7 protein-coding genes are annotated in these 7226 nt (G+C 68.5%); 3 read left to right on the top strand and 4 right to left on the bottom strand.

Annotation, left to right across the window (positions count from 1 at the left end):
- Nucleotides 1-384: 384 nt before the first annotated feature.
- A complete protein-coding gene (locus Q7W02_24080; protein MDO8479212.1) occupies nucleotides 385-1776 on the bottom strand; it encodes an AAA family ATPase in 1392 nt (463 codons plus the stop codon).
- Between the two features lie 31 nt (nucleotides 1777-1807).
- A complete protein-coding gene (locus Q7W02_24075; GenBank protein ID MDO8479211.1) occupies nucleotides 1808-2362 on the bottom strand; it encodes a protoglobin family protein in 555 nt (184 codons plus the stop codon).
- 220 nt (nucleotides 2363-2582) lie between these two features.
- On the opposite strand from Q7W02_24075, the gene Q7W02_24070 reads away from it, so the two are divergent.
- Genes Q7W02_24070 through Q7W02_24060 form a run of 3 tightly spaced genes read left to right on the top strand, consistent with a single transcriptional unit; the run spans nucleotide 2583 to nucleotide 5582 of the window.
- Nucleotides 2583-3992 carry an amidase gene (locus Q7W02_24070; protein ID MDO8479210.1) on the top strand — a complete coding sequence of 470 codons (1410 nt, stop codon included), beginning with the start codon at nucleotides 2583-2585 and terminating at the stop codon, nucleotides 3990-3992.
- Between the two features lie 23 nt (nucleotides 3993-4015).
- On the top strand, nucleotides 4016-4714 hold the full coding sequence (locus Q7W02_24065; GenBank protein MDO8479209.1) for a haloacid dehalogenase type II: 699 nt from the start codon (nucleotides 4016-4018) through the stop codon (nucleotides 4712-4714).
- A gap of 1 nt (nucleotide 4715) precedes the next feature.
- Nucleotides 4716-5582 (top strand): alpha/beta fold hydrolase, encoded by an 867-nt coding sequence (locus tag Q7W02_24060; protein ID MDO8479208.1) that lies wholly within the window; start codon nucleotides 4716-4718, stop codon nucleotides 5580-5582.
- A gap of 140 nt (nucleotides 5583-5722) precedes the next feature.
- Here the strand turns inward: Q7W02_24060 and Q7W02_24055 are convergent, their stop codons facing one another.
- Nucleotides 5723-6259 carry a DinB family protein gene (locus Q7W02_24055; GenBank protein MDO8479207.1) on the bottom strand — a complete coding sequence of 179 codons (537 nt, stop codon included), beginning with the start codon at nucleotides 6257-6259 and terminating at the stop codon, nucleotides 5723-5725.
- Nucleotides 6256-7200, bottom strand: coding sequence for a DNA-formamidopyrimidine glycosylase family protein (locus Q7W02_24050; protein MDO8479206.1), 945 nt, complete (start codon nucleotides 7198-7200; stop codon nucleotides 6256-6258). Before Q7W02_24050 ends, Q7W02_24055 begins: the two co-directional genes overlap by 4 nt.
- Nucleotides 7201-7226: the final 26 nt, after the last annotated feature.

The following is a 7226-nucleotide window of genomic DNA, read 5'->3' as shown; positions in this document are numbered from 1 at the left end:
CAGCCGGCGGAGGAGGTCGACTTTCTGCGCCGACCACTTGGTGAGGTTGGCCAGGGTGCGGTTCTTGACCGTGCCGCCCTCCCGATAGCCCTCGCGCAACAGGATCGCCGGCGGCGAGCCCCGGTTCGGCACGGTGGCGATGTACATGCCAACATCATATGCGAGATTATGCCATTGATAAAGCTAAATATCACGCCTGCCTGCTATTTACATGTCAATATACTGGACCCACCGACCTACGGCAACCTGCTGATTTCCCGTGAGTTCTTCGGAAAAGCGAGGCGGGAACTTCAGGCTAAGAGCGCGTAATCGTCATCCGGCTATTGGAGAGGCGATGACGCGACCGCGGCGAAAGCGGATCGCGGCCGCGCTCGCGCGGAGAGCCTAGCTGCGGTAGCTGGTCTGGCCCGACTTCCTGTCCTTGTTGAGCTTGCGCGAGAGGTGAAGCCCTTCCAGCACGAACTCGAGCGCTGAGGCGACCGCGGCAGGATCCTTGGCGCCGAGCTTCTTGCACGCGGCGTGGAGCGGGCGCGCCTCGCCGATCTGCCGCACGTAGGCGTCCGACGGCATCACGTCCGAGACGTCCATCTTGAGCCCGCCCTGGAAGGCCGCCACCACCTCGTCGAGGTCGGCCCCCGTGAAGGCGCGGTTGAAGACGCTGAGCACCGCCCTCTGCGCGAGCTTGCCGAGGATCTTCTCCTCGCTCGCCTCGCCCACCGTCTCCAGCTCGATCTTGCCGGAGGTCGAGGCGAGCATGGCGTCGAGGTCGCTCACGCGCGGGCAGGCAACGGGCTCGCCCAGGCGGATCGCCCGCTTGAGCGCGCTCGACAGCAGGTTCTCGTAGTTGCAGATGCTCACGCGGACCGACACGCCCGAGCGCTGGCTGATCTCCGCCGACCGGCGCGCGAGGTGCGTCAGCTCCGCCACGATCTGCTTCATGTACTCAGGCGCGCGCGTCTCGATGGCGTCCGCCGTGAAGCGCGTCCGCTCGGTCTCCATGATGTCGATCTCGTGCTGGATCTTCGCGGGGTAGTGCGTCCTGATCTGGGAGCCGAAGCGGTCCTTGAGCGGCGTGATGATGCGCCCGCGGTTCGTGTAGTCCTCGGGGTTGGCCGAGGCGACGACGAAGAGATCGAGCGGCAGGCGGACCTTGTAGCCGCGGATCTGGACGTCGCGCTCCTCCATGATGTTGAGGAGACCGACCTGGATGCGCTCGGCAAGGTCCGGCAGCTCGTTGATCGCGAAGATGCCGCGGTTGGTCCGCGGCAGGAGCCCGTAATGGATCGTCAGCTCGTCGGAGAGGTAGCGCCCCTCGGCGACCTTGATCGGGTCCACCTCGCCGATGAGGTCCGCGATGGTGATGTCGGGCGTCGCGAGCTTCTCGCCGTAGCGGTCGGCGCGCGGGTGCCACGTGATCGGCGCGCGGTCGCCCTGCTCGGCGATCAGCCGGCGCCCGACGGGGGAGATCGGCGCGAAGGGGTCGTCGTTGGTCTCGCAGCCCGCGAGCGCCGGTACCTCTTCATCCAGGAGTCCCACCATGAGGCGCGCGATCTTCGTCTTGGCCTGGCCGCGCTCGCCGAGAAAGACGATGTCCTGCCCCGAGAGGATGGCGTTTTCGATCTGCGGGAGGACGGTGTCCTCGTAGCCGACGATGCCGGGGAAAAGCTGGGCGCCCGCCCTGAGCCGCACGACCAGGTTGTCGCGGAGCTCCTGCTTGACCGACTTCGACTTGTACCCGCTCGCGCGGAGCTCGCCGACCGTCCCGGATTTGGTCACGCGCTCACTATGCCGCGAGGGCCGCGGCCTGTCAATCGCGCGCCTCGCGAGGCGGCAGGAGGTAGCCCAGCAGGAAGACGTTCAGGTGCACGAGGAGGAGCTTGTTCCAGGCGACGGCGGCCTCGAGGGCCTCGCGCGGATCGCCGAGCTCTGCCCGGAGCACACCCGCGACGGCTGTCTGGGCCAGGCTCATGGCGCCCACCATGAACTCGGGCGGAATCTTGCCGCCCGGCCCGTACTCGCGGTGGCTGTGGGAGAGCGCGATGGCGAGGAGGTAGTAGACGAAGCCGTGGGTCATCGCGACCTCTGACGTCTCGCGGAGCCACCGTCCCAGGCTGTGCTTGCGCCGCTCGAGCCGGGGAAGATCCGGCGCGCCGTCGTTACCCACGAAGAACTTCGCGGTTTCAGGAAAGCGCAGGAAGTGGTCGTAGAGCGCTTGCGTGATCGCCGCCTCGTGCTTGAGCACGAGCGGCGCCGTGCGGCGTATCGTCTCGATCTCGGCGTCGCCCAGGCCCACGAAGGCCATCTGGTCACGTACGAAGCCTTCCATGTCCGCGCCCGGGTGGGCGCGCTCGGCGGGGCTCATGGCTTCAGAGCATAACGCGTTTCTTGTGCGCGGGCGCGGCGGGCGGCGGCACCGATCAGGCCCCCTCACCCTGAGCGATCGGGCTGATCCCCTCGCCCCCGAAGGGGGAGAGGGTAGGGTGAGGGGGGCAGGGTGAGGGGGCTAGGCTGAGACCGCGCCGAGCCAACCGAGGAAGTGCTACCATGCGCCCCACGCAGTAACCACAAGCCCGGAGGCCCGCATGAGCCCGACCGATCTCTGCTACACGCCGGCGACCAAGCTCCTTCCGCTAATCCGCTCGAAGAAGCTCTCGCCCGTCGAGCTGACGAAGGCGGTGCTGGCGCGCATCGAGAAGGTGAACCCCAAGCTCAACGCGTTCTGCCTCGTCGCCGCGGATCATGCCATGAAGGCCGCGCGCGAGGCCGAGCAGGCCGTGATGAAGCGGAAGAAGCTGGGGCCCATTCACGGCATCCCGTTCTCGATCAAGGACCTGACGTTCACCAAGGGCGTGCGGACCATGAGCGGCTCGCACATCTTCGCCGACCGCGTGCCCGACCAGGACGCGCCCTTCGTGCGGCGGCTCAAGGACGCGGGCGGAATTTTCATCGGCAAGACAACGACGCCGGAGTTCGGCTGGAAGGCGCTCAGCGGCTGTCCGCTCACGGGCGACACGCACAACCCCTGGGACTTGCGGATGAACACCGGTGGTTCCTCCGCGGGCGCGGGCGCGGCGGCCGCGGCGGGCCTCGGGCCTCTGCACCAGGGCTCGGACGGCGCGGGCTCCATCCGCGTGCCGTCGGCCTTCTGCGGTATCTTCGGCCACAAGCCGTCGTACGGACGCGTGCCGCAGTGGCCCGTGTCGAACAACGACTACACGACGCATAACGGGCCGATGACGCGGACGGTGGGGGACGCTGCGCTGATGCTCAGCGTGATGGCGGGCCCCGACGACTGGGACCGGACGTCCCTTGACGCCGCGCCGGCCGACTACGTGGGCAAGCTCAACCGCGGCGTGAAGGGCCTGCGCGTGGCGTGGAGCCCCGACATGGGCGGGCTGCCCGTGGATCCCGAGGTCGCCGCGCTCGTGAAGCGCGCGGTCGGGGCCTTCAAGGAGCTGGGCGCGAAGGTCGAGGAGGTCGAGACGCGCTTCGCCGACACCCACGACATGATCCGCATCATGTGGCCCGCGCACTACGCGGGCGCGTGGTCGCAGTACCTGCCCAAGTGGCGCGACAAGATGGACCCGGGCTTCGTCGCGTGCATCGAGGACGGCCTGCGCGTGAGCCTCGCGGACTACATCGACATGCGCGGCAAGAAGATGGCGCACTGGGATTCGGTTCGCCCGCTCTTCGAGAAGTACGACCTCCTGCTGACGCCGTCGGTCTCGGTCGCGGCCTTCCCGCTCGGCCGTCTCAACCCAGAGCACTGGCCCCAGCACGCGTGGGACTGGATCGGCTGGGCGTCCTTCTCCTATCCCTTTAACTTCACCGGCCAGCCCGCCTGCTCGCTTCCGGCGGGCTTCACCAAGGCGGGGCTGCCCGTCGGCCTCCAGGTCGTCGGGCGCCGCTTCGCCGATCTCACCGTGCTCCAGGCCGCCGCGGCCTTCGAGAAGGCGCGGCCGTGGCAGCAGAAACGCCCCGCGCTCGACTAATGGCGCGCTTGGATCCCGCTTCCGTGAAGGCGCTCTGCTTCGACGTGTTCGGCACGGTCGTGGACTGGCGCTCGAGCATCATCAGGGAAGGCGAGGCGTTCGGCACGCCGCGCGGGTGGAGCGTGGACTGGGCGGCCTTCGCCGATCGCTGGCGGGCGATGTACCAACCGGCGATGGAAGAGGTGCGGAGCGGCAGGCGCGGCTGGACCAAGCTTGACGATCTCCACCGCGAGAGCCTCGGCAGGCTCGCCGTGGAGTTCGGCATCAAGGGCGTGCTGGCCGGCGACCTCGATGATCTCAACCGCGCCTGGCACCGCCTCGATCCGTGGCCCGACGCCGTGCCGGGCCTCACGCGGCTCAAGCGGAAGTACGTCCTCGCCACGCTGTCCAACGGCAACGTCGCGCTCATGGTCAACATGGCCAAGCGCGCGGGACTGCCGTGGGACGCGATCCTCGGCGCCGAGGTGACGCGCCACTACAAGCCTCAGCCCGGCTGCTACCTCGGCACCGCGGCGATGCTCGGGCTCAAGCCGGAGGAGTGCGCGCTGGTCGCGGCGCACAATAACGACCTCGCCGCGGCCCGGGCGCTGGGCTTCAAGAGCATCTTCGTGACGCGCCCCACCGAGCACGGCCCCGGCCAGACCAAGGACCAGACGGCCGAGAAGGACTGGGACGTGGTGGCGCGCGACTTTTTCGACCTCGCGGATCAGCTCGGCTGCTGACATGATGGGCCCGGCCTGGCTCGACCGGGCCGAGTATCCCTTCCCCCCGCTCTGGCTCGATCTGCCGGCGGGGCGGATGCACTATGTGGATCAGGGGCAGGGGCGGCCGATCGTCTTCGTCCACGGCACGCCCGACTGGTCTTTCGTGTGGCGCCACCTGATCAAGGCGCTCTCGCCGCGGTACCGCTGTATCGCGCCGGATAGCCTGGGTTTCGGTCTCTCCGACAAGCCCCAGGGCTACTCCTACGCGCCCGCCGAGCAGGCGGCGAATCTCCGGCGGCTGATCGACGCGCTCGAGCTGAAAGACATCACGCTGGTGCTGCACGATTTCGGCGGGCCGTTCGGCCTCTCGTACGCGCTGGACAAGCCGGCGAACGTCCGGAGCATCGTCCTGCTGAACACGTGGATGTGGTCCCTGCGCGGTGATCCGCACTACGAGCGCTTCGGCCGGCTCTTCGGCGGCGCGCTCGGCCGGTTCCTCTATCTAAGACTGAACTTCTCGGTGCGCGTCATCATGAAGCACGCCATCGCGGACAAGGCGCGCTTCCCGCGCCGTATCCAAGACCAGTACATGCGCCCGTTCGGTAGAGCCGCCGAGCGCGTGGCCACCCACGCCTATGCCCGCGCGCTCCTCGGCGCCGGCGAGTGGTACGACGGGCTCTGGCGCCGCCGCGAGAAGATCCGCGACATCCCGGCGCTGATCCTCTGGGGCATGAACGACCAGGCCTTCCGCCAGGAGGAGCTCGATCGCCTCCAGATGGTCTTCTCGCACAAGCGCACGGCCTGCTTCCACGACGCCGGCCACTTCCCCCAGGAAGAGCGCTCGGAGCGCGTCGTGTCGCTGGTCGAGGAATTTCTAGCCGGCTAGACGCCCCCTACGCGCGAGGAGACGCCCCACCCTCACCCCAACCCTCTCCCTCCAGAGGGAGAGGGAGTCGTCCTAATCTTTAGTCACCCTCGCCCCCAGAGGGGGAGAGGGTAGGGTGAGGGGGAGGGTTAGGACTACGGCTAGACGGCAGTGACGGCGCCGGCGCCGACGAGCGTGCGCGCCAGCTCGATCTCGCCGAAGTGAGTCGTGCCGTGGGTCAGGCAGACGGCGCCCAGGGCGCGCATGGCATGCATCTCGCCGAGCGGCCTGATCGACACCATGCGGTCGAGGAGCGCCTGGTCGTTCGTCGCGATGAGCGCGTCGGTCGCGGCCCAGACCTTGCCCATGTATTCCTTGAACGCGCCGATGTCCTTGATGCGGAGCGCCTGCGCCTCGGCCGTCGGCATGCCCGTGCCCTGCGCCGTCTCCGGCAGGCCCGTCTTCGCCGCGTAGCCCTGCTCGACCCAGATCGGCGTCTTCTTGTTCTGGAGGATGTACTGGACGACGTTGTCCTCGGTGCGCGCGTAGTGCCAGAGCCCCCACGCGATGGTGTTGGCCTTGGGGTTGCCGCCCGGGATCGCGTGGAGCTGCTCTGGCGTGATGTTGTCGAGCTGTTTGTCGAAGTTGCCGTGGAGCTGCTTCAGCCCGCCCTGGATGAACTCGGCCGCTGTGATCATGGATGCCCCCTCCGTGTGGGCCTGCTCATTTTACTCTGCGGTGCAAGCCCCCGGCGCTCCTCCATCTCTTCGAGCGTGCGCGGCCAGTCCGCGCGGAGCAGTCGCGAGAGCGCGCGGTCCGCGAGGAGCTTGCCGCCCGTCTGGCATTTCGCGCAGTAGTTGGTCTCGTTGTCGGCGTGGCGGATCCGCTGGACGGCGGCGCCGCAGTCGGGGCAGGGCTTGCCGTAGCGGCCGTGGACGGCCATCTCGGGCCTGAAGGCCGTGACGCCCTCGGGGAAGTCGCCTCCCGCCTCGCGGCGAAGGCGCACGATCCAGTCGTAGAGCGTGGCCCGGGTCGCCTCGTAGAGCCGCGTGTGCTCCCCGTCGCTGAGCGCCCGCGTCTGCCTTACCGGCGAAAGCTGTGCCTTGTGCAGGATCTCGTCCGAGTACGCGTTCCCGATGCCGGAAAGGATGTGCGGGTCTGTCAGCGCGCGCTTGAGCGTGTGGTTCTCCCGCGTGATCGCGGCGCTGAACGCATCCGCGGTGCAGGCGAGGGGATCGATCCCGCCCGCGTCGAGCGCGTGGAGCGCCGCCTCGCCTCGCACCAGGTGGATCGCCGCCCGCTTCTTCGTCCCCGCCTCGGTCAGCATCAGCGTGCCCGTCGAGAAGTCGAAGGCCGCGAGGCCGACCTTGCCCGGCACTTTCGCGGCCGGTGGTTTCCAGTGGAGGCGCCCCGCGATCATCAGGTGGATCGAGAGGTACAGATCGCTGTCGAGCCCGATGACGATGCGCTTCCCGAGGCGGCGAAGGCCTGTGACCGCGCGCCCGTGGGCCTCCGAGAGCGCAGGGTCGAACGAGCGCAGGACGAACGGGCTCGCCAGCCTCACCCGCTCGAGAGTGGCCCCACGCACGCGCGAGTCCAGCGCCTCGAGGTAGATGGTGAGGTCAGGCAGCTCGGGCATGGTGGCACGGGTATACCACGGCGAGG

The organism is Candidatus Rokuibacteriota bacterium (genome assembly GCA_030647435.1).
Taxonomy (GTDB): domain Bacteria; phylum Methylomirabilota; class Methylomirabilia; order Rokubacteriales; family CSP1-6; genus AR37.
Note: the sequence above shows the minus strand (reverse complement) of the source record. Positions and strands in the feature narration are given on the sequence as shown.

Coding starts and splice junctions, on each gene's coding strand:
- Q7W02_24075 (MDO8479211.1), bottom strand. CDS start 2,362: ATGAGCCCCGCCGAGCGCGCCCACCCGGGCGCGGACATGGAAGGCTTC.
- Q7W02_24070 (MDO8479210.1), top strand. CDS start 2,583: ATGAGCCCGACCGATCTCTGCTACACGCCGGCGACCAAGCTCCTTCCG.
- Q7W02_24060 (MDO8479208.1), top strand. CDS start 4,716: ATGATGGGCCCGGCCTGGCTCGACCGGGCCGAGTATCCCTTCCCCCCG.
- Q7W02_24055 (MDO8479207.1), bottom strand. CDS start 6,259: ATGATCACAGCGGCCGAGTTCATCCAGGGCGGGCTGAAGCAGCTCCAC.
- Q7W02_24050 (MDO8479206.1), bottom strand. CDS start 7,200: ATGCCCGAGCTGCCTGACCTCACCATCTACCTCGAGGCGCTGGACTCG.